General features: G+C 68.6%; 19 protein-coding genes and 1 pseudogene. 8 read left to right on the top strand and 12 right to left on the bottom strand.

What is annotated here, in order from left to right:
* The first annotated feature begins 112 nt into the window (after positions 1-112).
* Entirely contained in the window at positions 113-1,426 is a 1,314-nt protein-coding gene (locus BLU84_RS06790) for a TCR/Tet family MFS transporter (protein ID WP_074864302.1), read from the top strand.
* A 51-nt stretch (positions 1,427-1,477) separates the two neighbouring features.
* Here BLU84_RS06790 and BLU84_RS06795 read toward each other — a convergent pair whose 3' ends face one another.
* From BLU84_RS06795 to BLU84_RS25425, 3 genes are all read right to left on the bottom strand, one after another.
* Positions 1,478-2,041: a hypothetical protein gene (locus BLU84_RS06795; protein ID WP_074864304.1), complete on the bottom strand. Its 564-nt coding sequence runs from the start codon at positions 2,039-2,041 to the stop codon at positions 1,478-1,480.
* Between the two features lie 141 nt (positions 2,042-2,182).
* On the bottom strand, positions 2,183-3,346 hold the full coding sequence (locus BLU84_RS06800; protein ID WP_074864751.1) for an MFS transporter: 1,164 nt from the start codon (positions 3,344-3,346) through the stop codon (positions 2,183-2,185).
* A 470-nt stretch (positions 3,347-3,816) separates the two neighbouring features.
* Positions 3,817-5,532 carry an FG-GAP repeat domain-containing protein gene (locus BLU84_RS25425; protein WP_139174728.1) on the bottom strand — a complete coding sequence of 572 codons (1,716 nt, stop codon included), beginning with the start codon at positions 5,530-5,532 and terminating at the stop codon, positions 3,817-3,819.
* Between the two features lie 272 nt (positions 5,533-5,804).
* Between BLU84_RS25425 and wrbA the strand changes: the two genes are divergently transcribed.
* Positions 5,805-6,404: an NAD(P)H:quinone oxidoreductase gene (gene wrbA / locus BLU84_RS06810; RefSeq protein ID WP_074864308.1), complete on the top strand. Its 600-nt coding sequence runs from the start codon at positions 5,805-5,807 to the stop codon at positions 6,402-6,404.
* Between the two features lie 110 nt (positions 6,405-6,514).
* Here wrbA and BLU84_RS06815 read toward each other — a convergent pair whose 3' ends face one another.
* The 3 genes from BLU84_RS06815 to BLU84_RS06825 all read right to left on the bottom strand — a co-directional run bounded on the left by BLU84_RS06815 (position 6,515) and on the right by BLU84_RS06825 (position 10,404).
* Positions 6,515-6,865, bottom strand: a complete 351-nt coding sequence (locus BLU84_RS06815) for a DUF1304 domain-containing protein (protein ID WP_074864311.1) — start codon at positions 6,863-6,865, stop codon at positions 6,515-6,517.
* Positions 6,866-7,897: 1,032 nt separating this feature from the next.
* The gene (locus BLU84_RS06820; protein ID WP_074864313.1) at positions 7,898-9,025 is read right to left on the bottom strand and encodes an SDR family oxidoreductase; all 1,128 of its coding nucleotides are present in this window, start codon (positions 9,023-9,025) and stop codon (positions 7,898-7,900) included.
* Entirely contained in the window at positions 9,022-10,404 is a 1,383-nt protein-coding gene (locus tag BLU84_RS06825; protein ID WP_170849104.1) for an NTP/NDP exchange transporter, read from the bottom strand. Before BLU84_RS06825 ends, BLU84_RS06820 begins: the two co-directional genes overlap by 4 nt.
* A 344-nt stretch (positions 10,405-10,748) precedes the next feature.
* Here BLU84_RS06825 and BLU84_RS06830 point away from each other — a divergent pair, with 344 nt between their 5' ends.
* The gene (locus tag BLU84_RS06830; RefSeq protein ID WP_074864317.1) at positions 10,749-11,405 is read left to right on the top strand and encodes a hypothetical protein; all 657 of its coding nucleotides are present in this window, start codon (positions 10,749-10,751) and stop codon (positions 11,403-11,405) included.
* A gap of 44 nt (positions 11,406-11,449) precedes the next feature.
* The gene (locus BLU84_RS06835; protein WP_139174730.1) at positions 11,450-12,724 is read left to right on the top strand and encodes a hypothetical protein; all 1,275 of its coding nucleotides are present in this window, start codon (positions 11,450-11,452) and stop codon (positions 12,722-12,724) included.
* A gap of 156 nt (positions 12,725-12,880) precedes the next feature.
* On the opposite strand, the gene BLU84_RS06840 is transcribed toward BLU84_RS06835, so the two are convergent.
* Positions 12,881-13,777, bottom strand: a complete 897-nt coding sequence (locus BLU84_RS06840; RefSeq protein ID WP_083382377.1) for a metallophosphoesterase — start codon at positions 13,775-13,777, stop codon at positions 12,881-12,883.
* A gap of 37 nt (positions 13,778-13,814) precedes the next feature.
* Positions 13,815-15,203 carry an NTP/NDP exchange transporter gene (locus BLU84_RS06845; RefSeq protein ID WP_074864322.1) on the bottom strand — a complete coding sequence of 463 codons (1,389 nt, stop codon included), beginning with the start codon at positions 15,201-15,203 and terminating at the stop codon, positions 13,815-13,817.
* A 415-nt stretch (positions 15,204-15,618) separates the two neighbouring features.
* Here BLU84_RS06845 and BLU84_RS06850 point away from each other — a divergent pair, with 415 nt between their 5' ends.
* Both BLU84_RS06850 and BLU84_RS06855 read left to right on the top strand, forming a co-directional pair.
* The gene (locus tag BLU84_RS06850; protein ID WP_074864324.1) at positions 15,619-17,211 is read left to right on the top strand and encodes a GMC family oxidoreductase; all 1,593 of its coding nucleotides are present in this window, start codon (positions 15,619-15,621) and stop codon (positions 17,209-17,211) included.
* A 717-nt stretch (positions 17,212-17,928) separates the two neighbouring features.
* A complete protein-coding gene (locus tag BLU84_RS06855; protein WP_074864326.1) occupies positions 17,929-19,353 on the top strand; it encodes a serine hydrolase domain-containing protein in 1,425 nt (474 codons plus the stop codon).
* On the opposite strand, the pseudogene BLU84_RS28320 reads toward BLU84_RS06855, so the two are convergent.
* Positions 19,310-19,504, bottom strand: a pseudogene (locus BLU84_RS28320) (DUF6053 domain-containing protein); the annotation flags it as partial. The gene BLU84_RS06855 and the pseudogene BLU84_RS28320 sit on opposite strands and share 44 nt — an antisense overlap.
* On the opposite strand from BLU84_RS28320, the gene BLU84_RS28325 reads away from it, so the two are divergent.
* The gene (locus BLU84_RS28325) at positions 19,437-19,592 is read left to right on the top strand and encodes a DUF6053 domain-containing protein (protein WP_425479338.1); all 156 of its coding nucleotides are present in this window, start codon (positions 19,437-19,439) and stop codon (positions 19,590-19,592) included. The pseudogene BLU84_RS28320 and the gene BLU84_RS28325 sit on opposite strands and share 68 nt — an antisense overlap.
* On the opposite strand, the gene BLU84_RS06860 is transcribed toward BLU84_RS28325, so the two are convergent.
* Together BLU84_RS06860 and BLU84_RS28330 are read right to left on the bottom strand one after the other, a co-directional pair.
* The gene (locus BLU84_RS06860) at positions 19,538-20,071 is read right to left on the bottom strand and encodes an SRPBCC family protein (RefSeq protein ID WP_083382378.1); all 534 of its coding nucleotides are present in this window, start codon (positions 20,069-20,071) and stop codon (positions 19,538-19,540) included. The genes BLU84_RS28325 and BLU84_RS06860 overlap by 55 nt on opposite strands.
* Positions 20,072-20,329: 258 nt before the next feature.
* Positions 20,330-20,716, bottom strand: a complete 387-nt coding sequence (locus BLU84_RS28330; RefSeq protein ID WP_074864328.1) for a hypothetical protein — start codon at positions 20,714-20,716, stop codon at positions 20,330-20,332.
* 397 nt (positions 20,717-21,113) lie between these two features.
* Between BLU84_RS28330 and BLU84_RS26160 the strand changes: the two genes are divergently transcribed.
* Entirely contained in the window at positions 21,114-22,505 is a 1,392-nt protein-coding gene (locus tag BLU84_RS26160) for a hypothetical protein (RefSeq protein WP_139174732.1), read from the top strand.
* Between the two features lie 197 nt (positions 22,506-22,702).
* Here the strand turns inward: BLU84_RS26160 and gcvH are convergent, their stop codons facing one another.
* Positions 22,703-23,098: a glycine cleavage system protein GcvH gene (gcvH, locus tag BLU84_RS06875; protein WP_074864332.1), complete on the bottom strand. Its 396-nt coding sequence runs from the start codon at positions 23,096-23,098 to the stop codon at positions 22,703-22,705.
* Between the last annotated feature and the right edge of the window lie 52 nt (positions 23,099-23,150).

The raw sequence follows: 23,150 nt of genomic DNA on the forward strand, positions 1-23,150 counted from the left end.
TGCATGCGCAGGGCGCGCGGCCGCGACCGTCCTGCTAACGTAGTTCGCAGGAAGGCACCGAAACCCGTCACGGTTCTGCGCCTGTCGTCGAAGCCAAGGAATGGACCTCCCAATGAGCTCGCCATCGAAGCGGAAAGCCGGGCTGATCTTCGTTTTCTTCACCGTCCTGATCGATGTGCTGTCGTTCGGCGTGATCATCCCGGTGCTGCCGCACCTGCTCGAACAGTTCGCCGGCGGCAGCGTGTCGGACGCGGCGTGGTGGGTGGGCATCTTCGGCGTGGTGTTCGCCTCGATCCAGTTCGCCTGTTCGCCGCTGCTGGGCGCGTTGTCGGACCGCTACGGGCGACGCCCGGTGATCCTGCTGTCGTGCTTCGGCCTGGGCGTGGACTTCATCGTGATGGCGCTGGCCGACGGGCTGGCCTGGCTGATGGCCGGACGGATCGTGTCGGCGGTGTTCGCCGCCAGCGCGCCGGTCGCCAACGCCTACGTCGCCGACGTCACCCGCGAACAAGACCGCGCGCAGGCTTACGGCCTGCTCGGCGCGGCGTTCGGCGTCGGCTTCATCCTCGGCCCCTTGATCGGCGGCGTGCTCGGCGACTACGACCTGCGCTATCCGTTCTGGCTGGCCGCGGCGCTGGCCCTGGCCAACTTCCTCTACGGCTGGCTGGTGCTGCCCGAATCGTTGCCGCCCGAGCGCCGCGCGCCGCGCGTGGACTGGGCCCAGGCCAATCCGTTCGCCTCGCTGCGCTTCCTGCGCGAACAACCGCAGGTGCTGGCCCTGGCCGCGGTGGTGTTCCTGCACTCGCTGGCGCAGTTCTCGCATCAGATCGTGTTCGTGCTCTATGCCGACTATCAGTTCGGCTGGGGCCAGAAGCAGGCCGGCTATGTGCTGGCCGCGGTCGGCGCGATGGCGGCGGTGGTCAGCGTGGCGCTGGTGGCGCCGATGGCGCGGCGCTTCGGCGAGCGCGCCACCCTGCTGTTCGGCCTGGTCTGCGGCACGCTGGGCCTGTGGATGCTGGCCGCGGGCGACACCCGCTGGTTCTTCTGGGGCATGCCGATCGCGGCCTTGTGGTATCTGGCCCTGCCCGCGGCGCAGGCGATGGTGAGCCAGCGCATCGACGCGCAGGCGCAAGGCCGCGCCCAGGGCGCGCTGACCAGCCTGATCTCGCTGGCCGGCATCCTGGCCCCGGCGCTGTACGCCAGCAGCTTCGCCTACGTCACCCTGCCGGACACGCGGCTGCCGCTGCCGGGCGCGCCGTATCTGGTCGCCAGCGTGTTGCTGCTGGCCGCCGTGGCGATCGTGTGGTGGGCGATCCCGGCCAAGGCGGCGACGCCGGAGCCCGCTGCGTTGGCGGGTTCGGCGCCGGTCGACTTCGAGCCGGCGCCGACGCCCGCGCCGCGCGAGGCCGGCGCAGAGGCGCGCTGAGCCGGGTTCGGTTGGTGCGGCGCTTCGTGCGCTGACACAAAGCCGCGCCCGTCAGCGATCGCGGCCCTTACCCGCATCCAGCCAAACCGCCGCCGCCAACGCGAGCGCGGCGATCATCATGACCGGCGCGAACAGAAACGGGAAAAACACCATGCCGCCGACCCTCATCGACACGCCGGTGTCCACGATCACGATCAACAAAGCCATCGCACTCGCGACCGTACCGCCCCATCGCGGCGGATAGCGCGTGGCCAGGGACACGCCGCCCATCCCCAACGCCAACCCCGCCAGCGACAGCGCGGCGTTGACCGCGCCCCACCAGATGCAACCCGACACGAACAGGTACGCGTTGAGGCCGAACACACCGGCGTACAGCACCAGCAACAACCACTTGCAGCCCGCCAGCGCAGTCGGGCTCGTGCCCGCCCGGCGTTTCAGCACCAGCAGCGCGCAGAACGGAACCAATCCGCCGGCAACGAACCAGACGGCCAGGCGCGATCCGCCGAACGACTCCCAGACGGCGAAGGCCGACATGGGCACGAACATCGCTATCAGCAAAACGTGAAAGCCCAGTTTCGCCAACAGCGGATAGCCGGTTTCGGCCGAATCTCTCATGCTCGTCGTTGCCCCTGCGTCCGGCCGCCCGCTCGCGCCGTCATGGCGCAAGAAGCCGCAGCCTATAGGAACCGCTTGCGCAGGTGTTCCCGCCGGCGACGGGCGGGCCCGCGGCGCCGATCATGCCGCCGCCGCGCGCCATCAGGTCGCGCAATCCGGCTCCGGCTCGCGCTGCCCGGCCGACATCAGCACGAACCCGACCAGCACCGACACGCCGACCAGCGCCGCCGCGGCGTAGCCGACGCCCGCCACGCCGACCGCATCGATCACCCGCCCGCCGACGATGGCGCCGACGCCGATGCCCAGGTTCGCGCCCGACACATTGAGCGCGGCGGCGAACGCCGGCGCCTGCGGCGCGGACTTCATCACCCGCACGTGGCTGACCGGGAACAGCGCGGCCTGGGTGATGCCCCACAGCGCCAGGGTCAGCGCGAACAGCGGCAGCGCGCTCACCGACGGCACCACCAGCACCAGGCCCAGCGCCAGCGGCACGCTGAAGATCAGCGAGGCGCGCAGCGGATGGCGGTCGACGATGCGCCCGCCCAGGGTGTTGCCGATCAGGCCGACCGCGCCGAACGCCATCAGCGCCCAGCCCACCACCGCGCCGTTGAAGCCGGCCAGGCGCTCGAACATATCGGCCAGATAGGTGTAGGCGGTGAACATGCCGGCGAACAGGATCACCGACATCAGCACGTGGCCGACCACGCGCGGATCGCGCAGCACCCGGAACTGTTCGCCCAGTCGCGGCGGCTGCGCGCCGCGGCTGTCGGGCAGGTAGGCGTAGAGCATGCCGGCCTTGAGCAAGGACGCGATGGCCAAGGCGACGAACGCCGCGCGCCAGCCGAACGCGTCGGCGATCAGCGTGCCGGTGGGAACGCCGATCACCGTGGCGCAGATCACGCCGAAGGAAATCATCGAGATCGCCTTGCCGGCGCGGTCCTGGCCGGCGATATCGACCGCGGTCTCGCTGGCCAGCGCCCAGAACACCGGCACGCCCAGCGCCGGGATCAGCCGCGCGAACGCCAGCACGCCCAGGTTCGGCGCCATCGCCGCGACCACGTTGGACGCGGCGAACAACAGCAACACCACGATGAACAAGCGCTTGCGTTCGAAGCGCGAGAAGTAAGCGGTGAGGAACGGCCCGGTGGCGGCGACCGCGAACGCGAACAGGGTCACCAACAGGCCGGCCTGCGACACGCTCACGCCCAGATCGCGCGACAGCGAGGGCAGCAGCCCGACCAGGATGAATTCGGTCGTCAGCACGGTGAAGCCGGCGGCCGAGAGCAGGATCAGGGGGAGTAGCACGGCAAGCTCCAAAGACAGGACGTCGCCGATGCGCGAGGGCGCAGCGGTGCGGCGAGGAGAAGGGGGGATTCGGAGAAGGACCGGGCCGGCGTGGCGGGCCGGCGAGTGCGAGCACTCTAGTCCGAGCAGGTGGCGGGATAAACCGCAACGCCACGCCGGCATTGTTCCGCAGCGAAGACGATGCGCGCAAGCCTTGGCGTTGCGAGGTTTAGCGGATTCGGCTCGGATCGGGACTGTCCATCCCGGATCGCGGGCTAGTCGCGCGCGGCCGCGTGCGGCATGGTGGCCGGCGATCTTGTGGGAGGGCCTTCAGGCCCGGTGCTCTGCTCAGCCCACGGCGATCCGGCACAACAGCATCGGGCCGGCCGCGATCGCGCAGCGCCGACCGATAGAGTCGCGTCCCGCATTCAAAAAAGAGCCCGGCGTTGCGCCGGGCTCCTGTCGTACTCAACACGCGGTTACAACCAGTATCAACGCTTCAGCAAGGTCCAACCCGACGGGAACGCCGGCATGTCGACGCCGGTGAACGCGGTGCCGTTCCATGACCACTGTTGCATCAGCTGACCGTTGGTCCAGACGATATCGCCCTTGCCGTCGCCGTTGTAGTCGCCGACTTGCAGCGGGGTCCAGTTCTCGCCGTAGGTGAAGCCTTGGCGTGCGGCAATGTTCGTCCCATTCATCCGCCAGTACGCGATTTGCCGGGCAGTGGCGTTGTTCCACAGCAGGTCGGTCTTGCCGTCGCCATCCACGTCGTAAGCCGCCAGCAGGTCCCAACCGAAGGGGTACTGATCGTCGATCGCGGCCGGCACGAACCCTTGCGCCGTCCCCATCCAGGCGTGCACCACTTCGCCGTTGGTCCAGATCAAGTCCAGCTTGCCGTTGCCGTCCAGATCGCCGCTGGCCAATACGCGCCAGGGCTGCGGAATCGGATACGCCGCGCTGCCGGCGACGTCCGCGCCGTTCATCAGCCAGATCGAGACGTTCGAACCGGCGTCGTCGCGCCAAACCAGGTCGCTCTTGCCGTCGCCGTCGACATCGCCGACAGCCACGACGTGATAGCCGGCCGGATAGTCGCGGATCGGAATGCCGATGTAGGAAGAGCCCGTGCCCGCCCACATCTGCATCTGGTTACCGTCGGTCCAGATGAAATCGAGGATGCCGTCGCCCTGGAAATCGCCGCTGGCCACGACCGCCCAGGCCGGTCCGACCGGATGGCTCAATCCTGCGGCCTTCACTCCGCCGTTCATCAGCCAGGTGGAGAGGTTGTCCCGTGCGGGGCCGATCCAGTTCAGATCGCTGCGCCCGTCGCCGTTTGCGTCGCGCTTGCCCGCGCCGATCAGGTCGACCAGCACCCGGAACGCGCTTTCCCCGGACGGCGCGCTACAGGTTCCGTTCTTGCAGGCGACTGTGCGATAGACATATACACCACCCGGCATGTCGCGCGCCGTCCACGACGTGGCCGGACCGATATAGACCGAGGCCCAGCCGTCGCCCGCGCGCCTCTCAAGCCGATACTGATCGACACCGCTGGAGGCCGCCCAGGTGATCGTGTGGGTCGGGCCGACCAGCGACGAGGACTGGGGCGGACCGGGAACGGAGGGCGTGGGCGAAATGACGATGCTCACCACGTCCGAGATTCCACCCGTCAGGCAAAGATCCTTGAGCCGGTACTGGTAAGTCGCCGGCTCGATGCGATTGGCCTGCCAGGCGGTACTGCCGCCCTTGTAGACCTCGTTCCACCCCCCGTCGTTGATCTTCCGATCCAAGGCGAAGCGGGTGCAATTCACGTTCGACTTCCACATCACCACGTGATTCGCGCCATCGGCCGCTCGTTGCGGCGGGAACAGCGTCGGGAGCTTTTCCGGCGGGGGCGGCGGGGGGGGCGGCGGCGGGGGCGGGGGCGTGGTGTCCTTGGTGCAGGTCACCGTCGCCGTCGCGTAGTAGGTCTGCCCCACCGGCCATTGCGTATAGCCCTTGAGTATGCAGCCACCATACCCCTGGTTAGCGGCGTTGCGCTCAGCGTCCGCCACAGCTGCTTCGAAGGCTGCGACGGAGGATGAGGACGAAGTTCCTTGTCCGTCGAAATCGTAGGTGAGGATGGCCGTGGGAACCGGCCCTTGTGCGAACGCGGCGCCGATCGACAAGACCGAGCACGCGAACGCAGTGCTGAAAGTCGTTACTTTCATATGATCCTTCATGGGAATTGCGCTAGGGAAGCGCCCGTTGCCGGACGCGGCGCCAGTGTCGGTCAGATCTCACGCCCCTGCCACCGTGGTTGCGGCACGCGGCGGCGACTCGCGCCCATTCCGGCAAAGTCCGCAATTCATTTTCTGGCGGCCATCCGCGACGGCGAGCAATCGCGATCCGTTCACGCGTTCCGCGGTGGGTGCCGTCCATCACAACGCCTGAAACCTTCCCATTCTAGGCTCGCCCCCTGTCCCAACCCGAGGCGACTGAGATGGCGAAAGTTCTGGTGCTCTATTACTCCGCATACGGCCACTGCGAGCAGATGGCGCAGGCCGTAGCCGAAGGCGCGCGCGAAGCCGGCGCGCAGGTCGATATCAAACGCGTGCCCGAGCTGGTGCCCGAAGAGGTCGCGCGTCGTTCGCACTACAAGCTCGACCAGGCCGCACCGGTCGCCCAGATCGCCGACCTGGAGCATTACGACGCCATCGTCGTCGGCACCGGCACCCGCTTCGGCCGGATGTCCTCGCAGATGGCCAACTTCCTCGACCAGGCCGGCGGCCTGTGGGCCAAGGGCGCGCTGCACGGCAAGGTCGGCGCGGCGTTCACCTCCACCGCGACCCAGCACGGCGGCCAGGAAACCACGCTGTTCTCGATCATCACCAACCTGCTGCACTTCGGCATGGTGATCGTCGGCCTGAACTACGGCTATTCCGGGCAGATGCGCCTGGACGAGGTCACCGGCGGCTCGCCCTACGGCACCACCACCATCACCGGCGGCGACGGCTCGCGCCAGCCGACCCAGAACGAACTCGACGCGGCGCGCTACCAGGGCCGCGAAGTGGCGGAAACGGCGAAGAAACTGCACGGCTGAGCCGGCAGCGGCGCGGCCGGCGCGATGCCGGCCGCGCGTGTCGAGGTAGTGCGTATCGAGGCAGCGCGACGATTACGCGCCTTAAGCGGCGGCCGCAACGGCCGCCGAACTCACAGCAGCCACAACGCCGCCAGCGCGGCGATCGCCGGCACCGCCTGCACGTAGAAGATCCGCCGGCTCACCGTGGCCGCGCCGAACGCGCCGGCGACCACCACACAGGCCAGGAAGAACGTCGCCACGTCCTGGCGCGCGCAGACCAATCCCCAGACCAGACCCGCGACCAAAAAGCCGTTGTACAGGCCCTGATTGGCGGCCAGCACCTTGGTCTGCTCGGCCTTGTCCGGGTTCATGCGGAAAGTCTTCATGCCCAGCGGCTTGGTCCACAGGAACATTTCCAAGACCAGGAACCAGGCGTGGAGCAAGGCGACCAGGGCGATCAGGACGACGGCTAGCCAGGACATAGGGCGGGCTCTGGGGTACGGAGGGGCAGCATAAGGCCTGGGCGGGAGTTTGCGCCGGGGTGAGGGGCGCGCAATGCCGGATCGGCCGCGGCGTTGTTCCCTGTCGTTGCGACGGGATTCGGCGTCCAACCGCCGCGACGTAGCTCCGCCGCGGCGTCCGAAGCCACTCAATCTTCAACCCGTCATTCCGGCAAGCGCCGAAATCCATGCTGTCGCTGTTGCTGTTGCTATTGCCGTTGCTCTTCGCTCTCCCCGTCGCCCCGAACTCGCCACAGGCAACCGTAGACCCGAAGGGCGGCGCGCAGGACGCGCGCCGTGCGCCACCCAGGCCATGGATGGCCTGTGTGGCGCATCCCTGCGCAAGCGCCGAACCTTAGTGGCTCTTGATTCGAAAACAAGGAAAGCGCCTTTCTTTGGTTACTTTCTTTGTTGCTTTGGACAAAGAAAGTGACCCGGCCGCTTGCGGACGGAAGCTGTTGATGTCCGCTTGTCGTCAGGCGCAGCGCACAAGCGTAGGTGAGGTTCGTCGTAGGTGCGTTGTCGCGGTCGCGGCTCGCGCCGCTCCTACAGGGGGATACGAAACTGGCCGAAGACCCTGTAGGAGCGACGCAAGTCGCGACCGCGCCAACACAACCACGACGAACTTCGCCTAAGCCCGTTGGTTGCGACTGACGACAAGCCAAGATCAAGAGCTTCCGTCCGCAAGCGGCCGGGTCACTTTCTTTGTCCAAAGCAACAAAGAAAGTAACCAAAGAAAGTGCTTTTCCCTGTTTCGAATCAAGAGCCACTATCGTTCGGTGCCTGCGCAGGGATGCGCCACACAGGCCATCCATGGCCTGGGTGGCGCACGGCGCGCGTCCTGCGCGCCGCCCTTCGGGTCTCTATTTGCCTGTGGCGAGTTCGGGGCGGCGGGGGGAGCAAAGAGCAACGACAACAGCAACGGCACCCGCAGCATGGATTCCGGTCTTGGCCGAAATGGCTGTAGCGAGGCCTCAGTCCCTATCAAGGCCAATGACGCAACCAGCCGTCAACTCAACCGCCCCGCTTCTCCTGCGCATGCCAAGCCGCCAACACCTCACCCTCCCGCTGCGCCGACAACCCAGCCTTCGGCTTGGCCCGCCGCTCCTCAGGCAACTTGCGCCACCACGCCAACGTATCGCGCACCGTCTCGCGCAGCGGCCGGTAGGTCAGCCCCGCCGCGCGCGCTTTGCTCACTGACGTGCGGCCGAAACCCGCGTACTCGCCGCGCGCCGGAATCCACGCCGGCATGTCGCCCCAGGCCGATACCTTCTGCGCTTCCAGGAAATCCGCCGGCACCCAGGTCACGCTGGACTTCTTGCCCGACGCGCGCTGCGACTCGCGCAGCAACGCGCCCATCGTCAACGCGCCCGGCGCGCCGTCGGCGTTGTAGATGCCGAACTGGCCGCGTTCGATCGTCGTCAACAAAAACGCGGCGAGATCGCGCACGTCGATGAACTGGGTCGGGTCTTGCGCGCTGCCGGGGCCGAGGATCTCGCCGCCGCGGTCGGCGCGCGCCGGCCAGTAGGTGAAGCGGTCGCTGTTGTCGCCCGGGCCGACGATCAGCCCCGGCCTCACCACGGTCGCGCGGCCCGGCAGCTCCGCCTCGGCCGCTTTCTCGCACAGCGCCTTGAGCCCGCCATAGGTTTCGTTGCTGACCTTGTCGACGGTGGGGTCGGCCAGCACCGCCAGCGGCGAGTTCTCGTCGCTCGGCACGTCGTTCTTGGCGTAGACCGAAATGGTGGAGACCAAAACGTATTGCTTGATCTTCGGCGCGAGCAGCTTGGCCGAGCGCGTCACATCCGCCGGAATGTAGGCCGAGGTATCCAGCACCGCATCCCACTGGCGCTCGCCTGCCAGCGCGGTCAGATCGGTCTTGCGGTCGCCGTGCAATTGTTCGATGTCGCGATAGTCTTCGCCGGAAAACTTGTCCGGGTTGGTCTTACCGCGGTTGAACAAGGTCAGCGTGTGTCCGCGCTTGCGCGCCGCCTCGACGAAATGCGGGCCGAGGAAGCCGGTGCCGCCGAGCACCAGCAATTTGAGCGGCTTCGCCCGGGCGGCGGCGAGCGCGCCGCCCGGCAGCGCGAGCAGGCTCATGGCGGCCGCGCCGGCGGCGAGGAAATCGCGGCGATCGATGGTCATGCGGCACCTCGTGGGTTGGGTTCGATGGACGGTACGGAATCGGTGGCGCCGGGCAAGCTGCGCTGCGCGCGCACGATGCTCCAGGCGCCGGCGGTCATGCCCGCAGCGGCGAGCGCGCCGGCGGCGAACACGGCCTGAGTGCCGAGCAGGGCCACGGCCTTGTGGATCCAGACGAAGGCCAGGTCGGTGCCGCGGAACACCGCGGTGTCGATCACCGCCTTGCCTTTGTAGCGAGAGGGCCGGTCCATGCGCGTGTACAGGGTTTCGCGCGCCGGCTTGGATAAGGCGAACTCGCTGGAGCGTTGCAACACCTGCACCACCGCGACCATCATCGGCAGCGGCGAGGCCATCAGCGCGGCGAAGCCCAGCAGCAGGATCAGCCCGGGCATCAGCAACGCCGGCGCGACGCCGTAGCGATTGAGCAGCCAGCGCGTGAGCAGCAACTGGGTCAGGATCGCCAGCAGATTCACCGCGCTGTCGATGCGGGCGAAATAGCGCGTGGCCGCTTCCGCGCTGGGATAGAACTCGCGCGCGATCGCCGACTGCTGGTTGTACAGCAAGGTCGCCGCGCCGACGCTGAAAAACAGGGTGATCGCCATCGCCCGCAACGCCGGCCGCTGCCACACCAGGCGCAGCCCCGCCCAGACCGACCCGCCCATCGCACCCTCGCCGCTCACCAGCCCCTGCGCGCGCTCGCGCGCGATCGCCCACGGCCGCAGCCGCACCACGCACAGCACGCACACCGACAGGAAAGCGGCCGAGACCAACAGCAGATTCGCCACGCCCAAGGGCTGGACCAACCACTGGGTCAACATCGGCCCGAGCACCGCTCCGGCGGTACCGCCCGCGCCGATGTAGCCGTAGACGCGACGCGCCTGACGGTCGTCGAACACGTCGGCCATGTAGCTCCAGAACACCGTCACCGCGAACAGGTTGAAGATCGCGGTCCAGACGAAGAACGCCATGCCGCGGCCCGGCACCTGCGCGTGGAAGGCCCAGTGAAAACCGAAGAGGCACAGGATGAACACGCCGTACACCATCGGCAGCAGCGCGCGCCGCGGGAAGCGCGCGACCAGCGCGCCGTACACCGGCTGCAGCGCCAGCATCGCCACGAAGGTGCAGGTAAACAGCACCTGCAGCACGAAGTCCTTGAGTTCCCAGCCGTGGCCGCGCGCCCAGTCGATCCAGGCATGCGGGAACACCGTGGCCGCGTCGGCCGAAGCGCCCATCGCATCGCGCACCGGGCGCAGCACGTAATAGCCGCACAGCAGGCAGAAGAAATAGAGCAGCGACCACCACAGCGGCGGCGTGCTGGTCAGGGCCTTGCGCAGGCCGCTCATGCGCGCGCTCCGGGTTCGCGCACAGGCGCGCGCAGACACCGTCGGTCATCGCTACGCGCCGCGCTCAACGGCGCGCGCACGTCTTCGCCCCCGCACCGCAAGCACGGTTCGCGCATGGTCGCTGCTCCCATTTTCCCGCGAACAAAGTAGCGCCGCGGCGGGAATGGCGGCGTCTGCGGATGGTCATCCCGACCTTTGGCATAGGCTGCGATGCCCCGCTCAGCGCAGGTGTCCGCAGATATCCACATCAGGCGTGCCGTCAGGCATCGCTGCGACGCAAGAACACCGAGATTCCGCGATCGACGCCACGAATTCGAACCGATGCGGCGCCAGTCGACGCCCGCGCCGATAGCCTGGGCTCCAGGTCGCCAGCGCAGGATGCCATGCCCGCCATCACCGCCCTCGCTACGCGGTTCCGACCGATCTGGCTGTGCGTGCTGCTCGCACCGGCCTGCGCCGGACCGAGCTTTACTTACACGCCGGCCAAGGAGATCGCCGCCATGCCCCACCCGCTCGCCGATGCTTCCGCCCCGCTCGAATCCGGGCCGCTCATCGCCCGCGTGCTGAAGCTGATCGACAGCATCCACGGCGCGGCCGATCTGGCGCCGGACAATATCGAACAGCAGACGGGTTTGTCCGTGCGCATCCATTCCGCGGACCGCACCGAGTACGCCGCTTCAGGCAGGATCGATCCCGACTGGGCTTACAGCCTCGCCTCGGTCTCCTATCGCCAGGGACAAGCGCCGAGCCGGTTGGATTTCGACTTCATCGATGCGCGCGCCGACCGCGGCGAACCCGCCAATCCGACCGCGATCTGCACGCTGGATCTGGACGGCTACCGGCGCGCGTTGTCCGCTCAAGGTTTCAAGCAGACGCGATTGGCGGGGCATGCGCCGGACCCGGGTTTCGGCTTTCGCGGGGTGGAGCTTTTGACCTTCGCACGCGGTAAGGTCGAGGTGAGCTTGCGCACCTACGGCGACCGCGCCCCCGACGATGGGCGCGCCTGCATCGCCGGCCTGCGCATCAGCGTGCAGTCGTGAGCGGGGACGCGGCCATGCCTACGCCTGCGGAACGGCTCGAAACCATGCTGGCCGACTTCGAGCGCGACAACCCCATCGCCGGAGCCAATCTTCGTACCTTGATCGAGACCACGCCGGAGTTGGAAGTACGGATGCTGACCGCGATCGGCGATGGCAATCTCGATACCTTCAAGCCGCTGGACCCCGCGCTGCGCGCGAGCGGCTGGATAGCCGGCTTCAACCCGAAAGACGACTCCATCCTGCTACCGATCGATCTCCTGCAGGGAGCCGGCGCGGATCCGCAGAAAGCCAATACGCTGCGCCTGGCGTTGGGCCACGAGGTCGAGCATGCGGTCAACAAGGAGGAGATCGCGCGCAACGCCGAATCCACTCAACGCGAAATCACTCGGATCGCGAAAAGCCCGTCGCCCCACGACTACACCGATGTCCTGAAGGCCTACAACGACACCCTGCGTCCGCGCGAGATCAACGATCAGATCGCCGGCTTCAACGTCCTGGCCGCGCACGTGCGTCGGGAAAATCCCGACGCCACGCCCGAGGAGCTGTATGCGAAACTCTACGCCTCCTCCGACCAGATGCAGCCTTACTTCGACGTCGGCCTCGACGCGAACGGCCAGCGTACTTTCACGCCCAAGCCCGGACTGACCCTCGGCCCTAACGGCGATATCGCTCCCACTGCGGAAAACATCGAGGCGATGGGCCAGCATTTCTTCGACAGGGCCCGGTATGCAGAGCGCTATGCCGCACGCAACTTGGAGATGGCCGAAAAAGCCGAAAACCAAGCGGCGCTGGCCGATCCGAGCCGGCCGCCAATGGAAATAAAGGTGGACCTGCAGGCGTTGGGGCTGCCCGGCCTTGCGCTGCCGCTGGGCTTCTCCGACAGCAGCCCTTCGCTGGCGCCGGGAGCTCGATCGCCCGAAACGGCGCCGCACTCCACCGAATCGGCGACACCTTCGCTCTTGCTCGATCCGTCTAGGGGCTTGCCGGGCGAACCCGGTCCCAGCGACCGCGCTTACTTCCAACTGGTGCGCGACCGGCTGCCCGAGCAAGTGCCCGATCACGCCGTTGCGCACGCGGTGCTGCAAGCCAAACGCGACGGGCTGGAAGCCGATCAGGTCGACCCGAGCAAGATCGGTTTTAGCCAGGGGAGAATTTGGATCGGCGCAACCACGCCGGGGTTCCACGTCAGCGTCGATCCGGCGCAGGCGCCGCCCATGGAGCAGGTACAGCGCGAACTTCAGACGCCGTCGTCGGCGCAGTCCCAGAGCCCCGCCGTCGGGTCCGAGGAGCTTCAATCCCCGGGTGGCCGGTCGCGATGAATCCGCGGGCTCGGCGGCGCGGCGCCCAGCCCGCTTGAGCCCGCGTCCGACCGAAGCGGGGATGCAGTAGCGCATCGTATCGACCTTGCCGCCGTGGCGGCCAGGAGCGCGAATACGCCGCATCGCGACTCCCGCTCTTCAGGCAAGCCTCGCCGCTCAGTGCGCGGTTTCGATCGGCGCTCGCAACGCCGCCCGCAACCTCAACCGCGAAATCTCCGGCGGCACCCCGAACCGCACCGGCAGGATGCTGGTGCCGATGCCGGTGGACACGAACAGCGACTTGCCGTCCTCGACGATGTAGCCGCCGGCGTAGCGTATCTGCGCCGGCACCACGGGCGTGCCGAACCACGGCAGCCGCACCTGGCCGCCGTGGGTGTGGCCGGCGACGGTCAGCGCGGCGCGCGCCGGGATTTCGGGAAACAGGTCCGGGTTGTGGGTCAGCGCGATGACCGGCGCTTGGTCGTTGACGCCGTCGAAGGCGCCGACGATGTCGTGGGCGGTTTCCCATTTGTCGCCGATGCCGACGATCCACAGCCCGCATCCGCCCAAACGCACCTTGCGCGCCTGGTCTTCCAGCACGATCACCCCGGCCGACTCCAGCGCCGCGCGCACGCGCGCGCCGTCCTTCCACCAGTCGTGATTGCCGAGCACCGCGTACACCGGCTTGCGCGCGGTCAGCGGCTTGAGGTGCGGCGCCAGTTCGTCGGCGGAGATGTAGGTGCCGCCGAGCACGCTGAGGATCACGTAGTCGCCGGCCATCAGCACCGCCGGCGCGTCGCTGGCGATCAGCCGGTCGACGATGCGGTCGAGCTTGTCCAGGCCGTTGTGCGGCGAACCGGTGTGGGTGTCGGCGACCACGTCCAGGCGCAGGCCGTCGCAGTCGCGCGACCAATGCGGCAGGGCCAGGTCGTAGTCGCGTTCGACCAATTGCCGCGGTTCCCAGAAGAAGCCCCAGGCCAGGCAGCCCAGCGCGATCAGCACCGTGCCGACGAACAAACGCTGCAGCCAGACATTGCGCGGCCACGGCCGCCAGCCGCGCGGCGTGCGGCTCATCGACCGCCCGCTCGCGGCCGCTGCGTGCGCGCCGCGCTCATGCGCGTGCGTCCCGCGCCGCTTCGTCGGCGCCGCCGCGCTGCACCCAGCGGGTCAGGTTCCAGCCGACCACGCCGGCGCCGACCGCGACTGCGGCGCTGATGCCGGCCAGCCCGGCCACCCCGGCACCGGCCCCGCGCAAGGCCACCATGGTGCTGGCGACCATGACATCGCCGAACCGCCACACCGCGGTGTCGACCGCGTTCTTGCCCTTGTAGCGCAGCGTGCGCGCGGCGCTGGCGAACAAGCTCTCGCGCGCCGGGCCGACCATGCCGTAGGACAGCCCGCGGCTCACCACCAGCGCCAGCGCCACCGCCGGCAACGGGCCGACCAGCCCGGCCATGCCGGACGGCAGCTGCGCCACCAGCGCGCCGTAGCCGGGGAACAGCTCGGTCAGCGGCACGTAGACATCGCCGACCGCGGCCGCCAGGCTCAACACCGCCACCGTCACCACCGACCACACCCCGATCACCGCCGCCGCGCCGCGCCGCGACAGCAGCCACGGCGTGATCAGCACCTGGGTGCTGAGCGCGACGATGTTGGTCATCAGGTCCAGATCGGCGGCGAAGCGGGTGCGCGCCACCGCGTCGGTGAAGGTGGCCTTGGAGTAATCGACCACCAGGCCGTAGTTGACCGTGCCGATCCAGTCGCCCAGCAGCATCAGGATCGCCATCGAGCGCACGAACGGATTGGCGAAGATCTGCTTGATCCCGTCGAACATGCCGCCGCCGATGGCGGCCTCGTGCTGGCCCTCGAAGCGGCGCGTGCCGTGCACGCGCGACCACTGGCCCAGCGCCAGCACCAGCGCCAGCGCCGCGCACAGCAGCCCGGCGGAGACCAGCAGCAGCGGCGCCACGCCGATCGTGCCGACCAATTCGCGGGTCAGCGCCGGCCCGACCAGCGAGCCCACGGTGCCGCCCACGGCGATGATCGGGAACAATCGCCGCGCCTGCGCCTCGTTCCAGATGTCGGTCATGAAGCTCCAGAACACCGACACCACGAACAGGTTGAACACGCTGATCCAGACGAAGAACAGCACGCCCAGCGCATGCGCGCTGAGCGGCCCGCCCTCGCCGAACAAGGGCACGAAGCCGATCAGGCAGGCGATGAAGAAGCCGTACACCACCGGCACCACCACCCGCCGCGGGTAGCGCGAGACCAGCGCCGAGAACAGCGGCGTCAGCGCCAGCGTGGCCAGGAACGAGGCGGCGTAGAACCACGGCAGCTGGGTCGAGCCGACCGCCGCGCTGAGCTGGTCGCGCACCGGCCGGATCACGTAGTACGCGGTCAGCACGCAGAAGAAATAGGCCAGCGACAGCGCCACCGCCCGCCACTCCCCGGTGTGGACCCGTCCGCCGGACAGGGTGGCGCCTTGCACAGCCGACATCGGGTCGCTCCGTGAGTGAACCGGCGGCGCCTCGCCGCCGGCCCTGCAGATCGTGGCCGGCCGCGCGCCCGTGTCGGGATCGCTCCCGGGGCCCGTCGCGGCCGCCGCCGCCCCGCGCCGCCGTGGCGGCCGCGCGATTGCCGGCACGGTAGCCCAAAGCCGCCGCGTACCGCTACCACCGCGCGTGGCGCGTCGGGCCCGGGGCTTGCCCTGCGGGAGCGGCGCGAGCCGCGGCCGCGACATCGCGCATACGGCGCGACCGGCCACCCCGCAGTCGCGGCTCGCGCCGCTCCTACAGTGCAATACGCAGCTGGCGGTGCCGGGCCGGATCGTTGGGAGCATTTACTCTAGCCACGGCGCTTACGGTCGCCCGATCAGCGCCGCACGCCACGCCGCGCCATAGCCGGAACCGCCAGTGCCCACCGAGTTCGACTACATCATCATCGGCGCCGGTTCGGCCGGCTGCGTCCTCGCCAACCGCCTCAGCGAGGATCCCGACACCCGGGTGCTGTTGATCGAAGCCGGCCCGCGCGACTACCACCCCTTCATCCACATGCCCGGCGGCATCGCCAAGCTGGTCAACCAGAAGGGCGTGAACTGGGACTACGACACCGCGCCGGAACCCAACCTCGACGGCCGCCGCCTGTGGTGGCCGCGCGGCCGCGTGCTCGGCGGCTCCAGTTCGATCAACGCCATGTGCTACATCCGCGGCGTGCCCGGCGATTACGACGAATGGTCCGCGCTCGGCGCGCGCGGCTGGGGTTGGGACGACGCCCTGCCCTACTTCAAGCGCAGCGAGCGCAACAGCCGCGGCGACGACGCCCTGCACGGCAGCCTCGGCCCGCTGTACGTGTCCGACCTGCGCCACACCAACCCGCTGTCGTCGGCCTTCATCGACGCCGCCGAACAGGCCGGCTACGCCCGCAACCGCGATTTCAACGGCGCGCAGCAGCAAGGCTTCGGTTTCTACCAGGTGACCCAGAAGAACGGCGCGCGTTGCTCCAGCGCGGTCGCCTACCTCGATCCGGCGCGCGAGCGCCGCAACCTGCAGGTGGTCACCGGCGCGCTGGTCAACCGCATCACCTTCGAACGCGGCCGCGCCACCGGCGTGATCTATCGCCACGGCGGCAGCGCGCTGCACCAGCGCGCCACGCGCGAGGTGCTGCTGTGCGGCGGCGCGATCAATTCGCCGCAGTTGCTGATGCTGTCCGGCATCGGCCCGGCCGCGCACCTGCGCCAGCACGACATCGAGGTGCTGGCCGACGCGCCGCAGGTCGGGCAGAACCTGCAGGACCATCTCGACATCTGCACGCTCTACCACGCCACCCAACGCATCACCTACGACCGCGCCAGCGAACTCAAGGTGATCTTCGATTACTTCCTGCGCGGCCACAGCGGCATCGGCAGCAGCAACATGGCCGAAGCCGGCGGCTTCGTGCGCTCGCAGTACGCCAGCGACGAGCGCGCCGACATCCAGTTCCATTTCGTCCCGGCGATGCTCGACGACCACGGCCGCCACCGCCTGCCCGGCGACGGCTACACCGTGCACGCCTGCTTCCTGCGCCCGCGCAGCCGCGGCCATCTGGAACTGGCCAGCGCCAGCGCCGGCGACAAACCGCGCCTGCATCCGAACTACCTCGGCGACGCCGAGGGTTTCGATCTGAAGATGACGATCGAATGCGCGAAGCTCTCGCGCGATCTGCTCAAGCAAAAAGCCTTCGACGGCTACCGCGGCACGCCGATCTTCCCGGCCCGCGACGATCTCGACGATGCCGGCCTGGAAGCGTTCGTGCGGGCCAAGGCCGAAAGCATCTACCACCCGGTCGGCACCTGCCGCATGGGCAGCGACGATGCCGCGGTGGTCGACCCGCACCTGCGCGTGCGCGGCGTCGAAGGCCTGCGCGTGATCGACGCCTCGGTGATGCCGACGCTGATCGGCGGCAACACCAACGCGCCGACGATGATGATCGCCGAGCGCGCAGCGGATTTGATTCGCGGGCGGGTTTGATTCATGCCGTGATGCCCGCGATGGCGGGCATCCGGAGACTTCATAGTCCTGTCTCGATGAAGCCCTGGATTCCCGCTTTCGCGGGAATGACGCTAGGTAGGTTTCGCCGCGCCACTCCCAGCCGTCATCCCCGCGCAGGCGGGGATCCAAAGACTTCAGAGTCATGCCTCGATAAAGCCCTGGATGTTCGGCTTCGCCGAAGTGAAGCGGAGCCCGCTTTCGCGGGAATGACGGTAGGTAGGTTTCGCGGCAAGTCGGTTTCGCCGCGCCGCTCCAGATCGTCATCCCCGCGAACGCGGGGATCCAGAGACTTCAGAGTCATGCCTCGATAAAGCCCTGGATGTTCGGCTTCGCCGAAGTGAAGCGGAGCCCGCTTTCGCGGGAATGACGGTAGGTAGGTTTCGCGGCAAGTCGGTTTCGCCGCGCCGCTCCCAAGTCGTCATCCCCGCGAAGACCGGGATCCAGAGACTTCAGCGCCCTGCCTCGACCAACCCGCTCCCGGCTTTCCAAGGGCCCCGCAAGCCCAGACCATCCTCAGCGCCCTCGCCCCAAAGGCTCACACTTCCCAACCACCGAAAAGCCACACCCGCAGACCGAGCCGCGCTTTGCAGAAAAACAATTAATCCCTGAAAAAACATAAACCTGAATGCGGTTGTTGCCCAACTCCCTGAGATCGGAGCTAGAATCGGGTCACCCGGTCTTTGCAGGCGCTGAGCGATGAAACGCGATCCTTCCCGACGCTCACTCACCCCTTGGCGCGTGAGTGCGCTCGCGGCGCTGCTCACCCTCACCCTCGGCTCCAGCGCGCAGACCTCGCTGCGCTGGCAACCGGCCAATCCGTCCCTGCCTACGCCGGTGTCCACCGACGCGGTCGCGCGCGGCCAGGGCAGCGACGGCACCGCGCCGCAAGGCCTGGGCATCGGCGCGCCGGCCAACGCTAATGTGCGCGTGCAGCCGCTGGCCGCCGGCTTCGACGTGCAGCAGTTCGAGGCGATGGCGCAGGCCATGGTCGCCGACCAGCGCATCCCGGGCATGGCCATGGCCATCGTCCACAACGGCCAGATCCTCAGCGCGCGCGGCTACGGCATCACCGACGTGCGCAACGCCGAGGCGATCGACGCCCACACCGTGTTCCGCCTGGCCTCGCTGTCCAAGAGCTTCGCCGGCACCCTGACCGGTCTGCTGGTCAACGACGGCACCCTGCGCTGGGACAGCAAGGTCGTCGACTACATGCCCGGCTTCCAGCTGGTCGACTCCAGCGCCGCGCACAACGTCACCGTCGCCGACGTGCTCAGCCACCGCGTCGGCCTGGGCCACAACACCTACGACCGCGACCTGGAGAACTACGCCGACTACCGCGTACTGACCCAGAAGCTCGCCTACGCGCCGATGACCTGCCAGCCCGGCACCTGCTACGGCTACCAGAACATCGCCTTCAGCCTGATCGGCGACGTGGTCTTCGCCGCCACCGGCGACTTCTACAGCCAGGAAGTCCAGCGCCGCCTGTTCAAGCCGCTGGGCATGAACGACGCCAGCCTCGGCCTGGAAGGCATCACCGCCAGCGCGCGCTGGGCCAAGCCGCACGTGCGCGCGCGCGGCGGCTGGGCCTCGGTGACGCCGAAGCCGACCTATTACCAGTTGCCGCCGGCCGCCGGCGTCAACGCCAGCGCCAGCGACATGGCGCAGTGGCTGATCGCGCAGACCGGCCACCGCACCGACGTGCTGCCGCTGCCGCTGCTGGCCACCCTGCATCAGCCGCTGGTTGACACGCCCAGCGAGATCCGCGGCTCCAGCTGGCGCCGCCAGCGCATCGGCTCGGCCGGCTACGCGCTGGGCTGGCGCGTGTTCGACTACGCCGGCCACCGCGTGGTGTTCCATGCCGGCGCGGTGCAGGGCTACCGCGGCATGGTCGCGATGATGCCCGAGCGCGACCTCGGCATCGCGGTGCTGTGGAACAGCGAGAGCGGCCTGCCCACCGGCCTGCTGCCGACCATCCTCGACCGCGCCATCGGCATGCCGGTGCAGCGCTGGCTCGACGTCGACGGCTTCGACGACCCGGGCCTGTACGCCTCCGAAGGCGTCGGCCCGGCGCGCGACATCAACGGCAGCAACGCGCAGAAGTCGACCGCGGCGCCGAAGTAAGCGGTCTGGGGATCGACAACGAAAAGGCCCGCTTCGGCGGGCCTTTTCGTTTGCGGCTGCACGGCCTTGCCGCCTGCGCTGTCGTGGGAGGGACTTCAGTCCCGATGCCTTGGGCTCCGATGGCGGCGATCGGAAAGCAAAGCGTCGGGACTGAAGTCCCTCCTGCAAGAACCTCGCCCCGCCCTCAGCGCGGTTCGTTCTCCATCACCTGCTTGAGCCGCGCCAGCCCCTGCTCGTAATCCTTGCCGACCATCTTCTCCATCGCCAGACCGATCCAGCGCGCCATCAGGTTGTAGCCGTGGTCGCTGTCCAGCGCCCAGGTCAGCCTGGTGCCCTCGCCTTCGGCGGCGAGGGTGTAGGTCGCGGTGGCCTGGCTGCCGTCGAAGTCCAGCGCGACCGCGATCCGGCTCTGCGGCACCGACTCGGCGATGCGCTGGCTGCCGCGGCCGACCCGCTTGCCCTGCCAGGCCATGCCCGCGCCGACGCCGGACTCCGGTCCGCTGTAGCTGTACTTGGCGTCGGGCTCGAGCGCGTACCACGGCGACCATTCGTTGAAGCGCTTGAACGAGTCGAGCAGGGCGAACACCTGCGCCGGCGGCCGCTGGATCACCGCGGAGCGTTCGACATGGGTCTTGTCCGGCAACAGCAGGCCGCCGCCGGCGAAGACCACGGCGAGCAGCACGATCAGATAGAACAGACCCTTGAGCAGAGCTTTCACGGCGCGATCCCCGGCGGTGGCTACGCACCGATCCTAGCGCCGTCGCGGCGCGGACGCGGGAATGCCGGGCGGCCGGCCGACAGGAGGCGCCGCGACGCGACACCGGTGAGGCTGGGTGAGCGACGCCGCGAGCGGCATCGACAGATCGAAGCGCGCCGGGCGCGGATCGCTGCAGCAAGCCTTCGCCCATAAAAAAAACTCTCCCCCCGCCTGGGCTGCGGGGAGAGAGTCTGATTACGGCCTAATCGGGGCGCTGATTCAGATCAGCGGAGCCGGGGTCGCCGGCAGAGCGGCGGCCTTCGGCTTGCGGGCGCGCTTGGCGGCCTTCTTCGGGGCCTTCTTGGCGGCCTTCTTGGCGGTCTTCTTAGCAGTCTTCTTGACCGCCTTCTTGGCGGTCTTCTTGGTGGCCTTCTTCGCGGCCTTCTTCGCAGTCTTCTTCACCGCCTTCTTGGCGGTCTTCTTGGTGGCCTTCTTGGCGGCCTTCTTGGCGGTCTTGCGGACGGCCTTCTTGGCGACCTTCTTCACGGCCTTCTTGGCGGTCTTCTTGGTGGCCTTCTTGGCGACCTTCTTAGCGCCGGCCTTCTTGGCGACCTTCTTCGTCGCTTTCTTGGCGGCGGACTTCTTAGCGGCTTTCTTAACGGCCATGGGATGGCTCCTCGTCAGTGGTTGATCAGGGATGATCAGTGGTGGTGCGGTAAGCCCAGTGGAGAATGACTCTGTGGTGGCAGAGCCGCGGGAGTCGGACCCGCGTGCAACCGCCGGCGCGCCAGGCGCGTCGGAACGGATCGGGGATCGCATCCGGCCGTGGCGGCGACCGGATCGATGGCTGGCCCGCCCAAGCGGGCGGGGGCGGCCGCGCAACCTCGCGGCCAAACAAAAACCCGGGCCGCCGAACGCGTACCGGGTGCATAGCAGGACGCCAGCGATGTCATCGGGACTTTGGATGTCATCGGCAAAGAGAGCGGTGCCAACATTTCTGCAGAGGAAGCGAACCCTGCGTCCACCGTTTTGATAATCCGGGCGGAGGTTCGAGTTGTGCTGCGTGTTGGCGCGCTGGCTGTTCTCACTCTCGTGGCAGGAAACGTCTGCTGGGCGAAACCTAATCACGCTTTTTCCTACTGTCAACAACCCCGGCGAATTTTTCTTCGCCCCGCCGGCCGCGCCGGCGCGACCGGCGCGCGAGCGCGCGTCGTCGACGAACGCGCGCGCGCGCCGCGCATCGCGCGAACGAATTTCCATCGCATCGCTGAAACCCAAGCGTGGCGCGGGTTTCGGCGCGTTCGCGTTTTTCTTTCGCGCGCATCGATCGATGCGCGCGCGCGTTCGACGACGCGTTCGACGCGCGCGCGGCGACCTGTATCGGAAGAAAAAATTCCGTTCCGCGGACGCCGCCGATTTCGCGCCGCACAAGCCCGAATGCGCGAAAGTGCGCAAACTTTTTTCCGCCGTCGACGACCGTCGGTCGGCCCTTCGCCGACGCTGGACGCGTTCGATGGCGTCCGCCGCCGACGCGCGCGCCGATGCCGGCGATGGCGCAGGCGGCGAGGTTCGACGTGCATGCGCAGCGCGCGCGACGGACGCCGCGCGCGCTGCTGCTCGGGATGCGCGGGCCGATTCGGGCGCGCTCGAACGCGGCGCGCGCGCCGCGACGGCGGTCCGGCGCGGATGTCGCGAAGCTGTCGGAACGCGCGCGACGCGGCGTCGGGATGCGCGCGCGAAACGCTACGCGAAAGTGGCGGACGCACGCGGCACGCGGCGGCAGCGAAGCGGCGACGCGGTGCCGGCCGGCGCGATGCGCGCGAGCGCGGCCGCCGTCGGCGCGGGCCGGCGGCGACGATCGGCGCGGTCGTGGATGCCGGCGCGGTCGCGACTCGCGCGCGGCCGCATCGACGCGGCCGACGCCGGCGCCGATGCGCCCGCGCACGACGGCGACGCGGTTTTTTCCCGAGCGAAATCGATGCGCATGCGAAAACGTTCGCGCGCTGCGTCCGGCCGACCGATGCCGGCATCGGGCCGTGGCGGGATACCGAAGCCGGCGCGACGCGCCTCGCACTGGCGTGGCCGAGCGCTGCGCGAACCGGGTCGCCGAGCTTCGCGGCGGACCGCTGGCGGCGCCGGCGACGGTTCGCAAGGCAGCCGCGAGCACGCGCGCGGCGACGTTACGCCGACGTCAACAACGCGCGTCCGAATGCCACCTCGTATTCGCATTCGCGCGAACGCGCGGCGGCGCGCGAGCCGGCACGGTGCCCGCGCCCGCAACTCACGCCACGCCCACGCCCACGCCGACGCCATCGTCGCGGTGCGGCGCAAGCTGCTCACGGTGGGAAGGATCGGGGCGCGGCTGCGCCGTCGTCGGGATCGCGAGGCGCGCGGCAGCGGGACGACTCGACTCGACTCGACTCGGCGCGGCGACCGCGCGCCGTATCGACGCTGACGCTGACGGCGGCGCCGGCATCGGCATCCCGGCCGCGTCGCTCCGCGGTCGGCGGCAACGCCGCGCTACCGATACGCGGCCCGGCGCCGCCGCGCTTCGCACAAACGAAACGGGGAGCGAGTCCCGGTTCCGCGTCGCGGTCCGGTCCTGCGCTCCCCGTCGGGGCCGTGGCCGATGCGTCGGCCACGGCGGGCGGATCAGTGGTCGTCGTCTTCGAGCAGTTCGGCGTAGTCGTCCGGCGAGAGCAGCTCGTTGAGCTGGTCCGGCTCGTCGATCTCGACCGTGTAGATCCAGCCTTCGCCGTAGGCGTCTTCGTTGATGGTCTCCGGCTTGTCGGCCAGCGCGGCGTTGACCGCGGTGACGGTGCCCGAGACCGGGGCGTACACGTCCGAGGCGGCCTTCACCGACTCCACCACCGCGGAGGCGTTGCCGGCCTCGACGCGGTCGCCGACGTTGGGCAGTTCGACGTAGACCAGGTCGCCGAGCAGGCCCTGGGCGTGGTCGGAGATGCCGACGGTGACTTTGCCGTCGCCTTCGACGCGGGCCCACTCGTGGGACTTCATGAACTTCAGATCGCCGGGAATTTCACTCATGGCTGGGGCCTCGGACGTTGCGGGGAGACGCGGATATTGGCGCGTAGTTTAA

This window comes from Lysobacter enzymogenes, assembly GCF_900106525.1.
Lineage (GTDB): Bacteria > Pseudomonadota > Gammaproteobacteria > Xanthomonadales > Xanthomonadaceae > Lysobacter > Lysobacter enzymogenes.

Excerpts from the sequence above, each read along its gene's own strand:
- BLU84_RS06790 (WP_074864302.1), top strand. The coding sequence starts at position 113 with ATGAGCTCGCCATCGAAGCGGAAAGCCGGGCTGATCTTCGTTTTCTTC.
- BLU84_RS06795 (WP_074864304.1), bottom strand. The coding sequence starts at position 2,041 with ATGAGAGATTCGGCCGAAACCGGCTATCCGCTGTTGGCGAAACTGGGC.
- BLU84_RS25425 (WP_139174728.1), bottom strand. The coding sequence starts at position 5,532 with ATGAAAGTAACGACTTTCAGCACTGCGTTCGCGTGCTCGGTCTTGTCG.
- wrbA (WP_074864308.1), top strand. The coding sequence starts at position 5,805 with ATGGCGAAAGTTCTGGTGCTCTATTACTCCGCATACGGCCACTGCGAG.
- BLU84_RS06815 (WP_074864311.1), bottom strand. The coding sequence starts at position 6,865 with ATGTCCTGGCTAGCCGTCGTCCTGATCGCCCTGGTCGCCTTGCTCCAC.
- BLU84_RS06820 (WP_074864313.1), bottom strand. The coding sequence starts at position 9,025 with ATGACCATCGATCGCCGCGATTTCCTCGCCGCCGGCGCGGCCGCCATG.
- BLU84_RS06830 (WP_074864317.1), top strand. The coding sequence starts at position 10,749 with ATGCCCGCCATCACCGCCCTCGCTACGCGGTTCCGACCGATCTGGCTG.
- BLU84_RS06835 (WP_139174730.1), top strand. The coding sequence starts at position 11,450 with ATGCTGGCCGACTTCGAGCGCGACAACCCCATCGCCGGAGCCAATCTT.
- BLU84_RS06840 (WP_083382377.1), bottom strand. The coding sequence starts at position 13,777 with ATGAGCCGCACGCCGCGCGGCTGGCGGCCGTGGCCGCGCAATGTCTGG.
- BLU84_RS06845 (WP_074864322.1), bottom strand. The coding sequence starts at position 15,203 with ATGTCGGCTGTGCAAGGCGCCACCCTGTCCGGCGGACGGGTCCACACC.
- BLU84_RS06855 (WP_074864326.1), top strand. The coding sequence starts at position 17,929 with ATGAAACGCGATCCTTCCCGACGCTCACTCACCCCTTGGCGCGTGAGT.
- BLU84_RS28330 (WP_074864328.1), bottom strand. The coding sequence starts at position 20,716 with ATGGCCGTTAAGAAAGCCGCTAAGAAGTCCGCCGCCAAGAAAGCGACG.
- gcvH (WP_074864332.1), bottom strand. The coding sequence starts at position 23,098 with ATGAGTGAAATTCCCGGCGATCTGAAGTTCATGAAGTCCCACGAGTGG.